The organism is Mesorhizobium sp. M2A.F.Ca.ET.039.01.1.1 (assembly GCF_003998035.1).
Classification (GTDB): Bacteria; Pseudomonadota; Alphaproteobacteria; order Rhizobiales; family Rhizobiaceae; genus Mesorhizobium.
In genome coordinates this window covers 1-1,354 of record NZ_RZRY01001145.1, presented here as the reverse complement: position 1 = coordinate 1,354, position 1,354 = coordinate 1, and the positions used below count along the sequence as shown (strand labels likewise).

2 protein-coding genes and 1 pseudogene are annotated in these 1,354 nt (G+C 64.9%); 1 reads left to right on the top strand and 2 read right to left on the bottom strand.

Annotated elements, in window-relative coordinates:
* The coding region (locus EOA24_RS38035) for an HTH domain-containing protein (RefSeq protein ID WP_127410828.1) at positions 1 to 184 on the bottom strand (184 nt) is incomplete at its 3' end.
* A gap of 127 nt (positions 185 to 311) precedes the next feature.
* On the opposite strand from EOA24_RS38035, the gene EOA24_RS38030 reads away from it, so the two are divergent.
* Complete coding sequence (locus EOA24_RS38030; protein WP_126080077.1) at positions 312 to 947, top strand: LysE family translocator; 636 nt, start codon at positions 312 to 314, stop codon at positions 945 to 947.
* Between the two features lie 21 nt (positions 948 to 968).
* Here the strand turns inward: EOA24_RS38030 and EOA24_RS38025 are convergent.
* Positions 969 to 1,354: pseudogene (locus tag EOA24_RS38025) on the bottom strand (3-deoxy-7-phosphoheptulonate synthase); the annotation flags it as partial.

Sequence of the window (1,354 nt, the reverse complement as noted above, 5' to 3'; positions counted from 1 at the left end):
GCAATATGTAGCCGATGCCCCGTCCGCCCTCGATCGGCACGCGCATCGCCTGCAGGGCGGCGATGTCGCGATAGACCGAGCGCACCGTCACCTCCAGTTGTCCGGCCATCGCAGCTGCGGTCACCGGTTTTCTGGCCAGACGCAGGATCTGGATGATCTCGAACAGGCGCGAGGCCTTGCGCATTTTTCCACCCGACCGAAACGCAACTGACACATCCCCGTCAGTTGGCGTGACCTATAGGGCCGCCTACGCACTTCAAAAATCAACAGATTCCTTTTTGCCCCGGCGGGCGAAGCGACAGGCAACTGACATGAGCTATGGCGAAAACCTCTGGCTGTTCTTCGTGCTTCTGTTCGGCATCATCGCCGTTCCGGGCATGGATATGCTGTTCGTGCTGGCCAACGCGCTGACCGGCGGCAGCAACCGTGGCCTGGCCGCGACCGCAGGCATCATGCTCGGCGGCGCGGTGCACACGCTGAACGGGGCGATCGGGGTCGGCCTGCTCATGCATTTCGTGCCGGTGCTGTTCACGCCGCTGCTTATCGTCGGCGCCGCCTATATGGCCTATATCGGCATTTCGCTGATGCGCAGCTCGATCACCGTCGGCGATGACGGGCCAGCCGGCAGCCGCTCGGCCTGGCAGGCGTTCCGCCAGGGCCTGGTCACCTGCCTGATCAATCCGAAGGCCTATCTCTTCATCCTTGCCGTCTATCCGCAATTCCTGAAGCCGGCTTACGGTCCGATCTGGATGCAGGCGACGATCATGGGATTGCTGACGGTCGCCACACAGGCGGCGATCTATGGCGGGCTCGCCGTTACAGCGGGCCGCAGCCGGGGGCTGCTGGTCGACAATCCGCGAGCGACCATATTCGCAGGCCGCGCAGCAGGGTTGTTGCTGTTCGGGGTATCGATCTTCACCGCCTGGGAAGGGTTGAGGGCGGCCTGACCGCCGCCCTCTGCATTCGGCTTATGCCGCGCCCTGGCGGCTGGCGAGCAACTCGCGCTTCACGGACCGGCGCCATTCGACGGCGCCGGCAAGGCCGTGAAGCACGGTCTCGGTGGTCGCCCAGTCGATGCAGCCGTCGGTGATGCTCTGGCCGTAGGTAAGCGGCTTGCCGGGCACGACGTCCTGGCGGCCGGCGACGAGATTGCTCTCGATCATGACGCCGATGATGCGCTCGTCGCCGGCTGCGACCTGACCGGCAACGTCATGCGCCACCTTCGGCTGGTTCTCCGGCTTCTTGGCGCTGTTGGCGTGGCTGACATCGATCATCAGCCGCGGAGCGATGCCGATGCGGCCGAGCTCGGCGGCGGCGGCATCGACGCTTGCGGCATCGTAGTTCGGCTGAATGC

What these genes read in the sequence shown, in the direction of transcription:
- EOA24_RS38030 (WP_126080077.1), top strand. Translation starts at nt 312, where the DNA reads ATGAGCTATGGCGAAAACCTCTGGCTGTTCTTCGTGCTTCTGTTCGGC.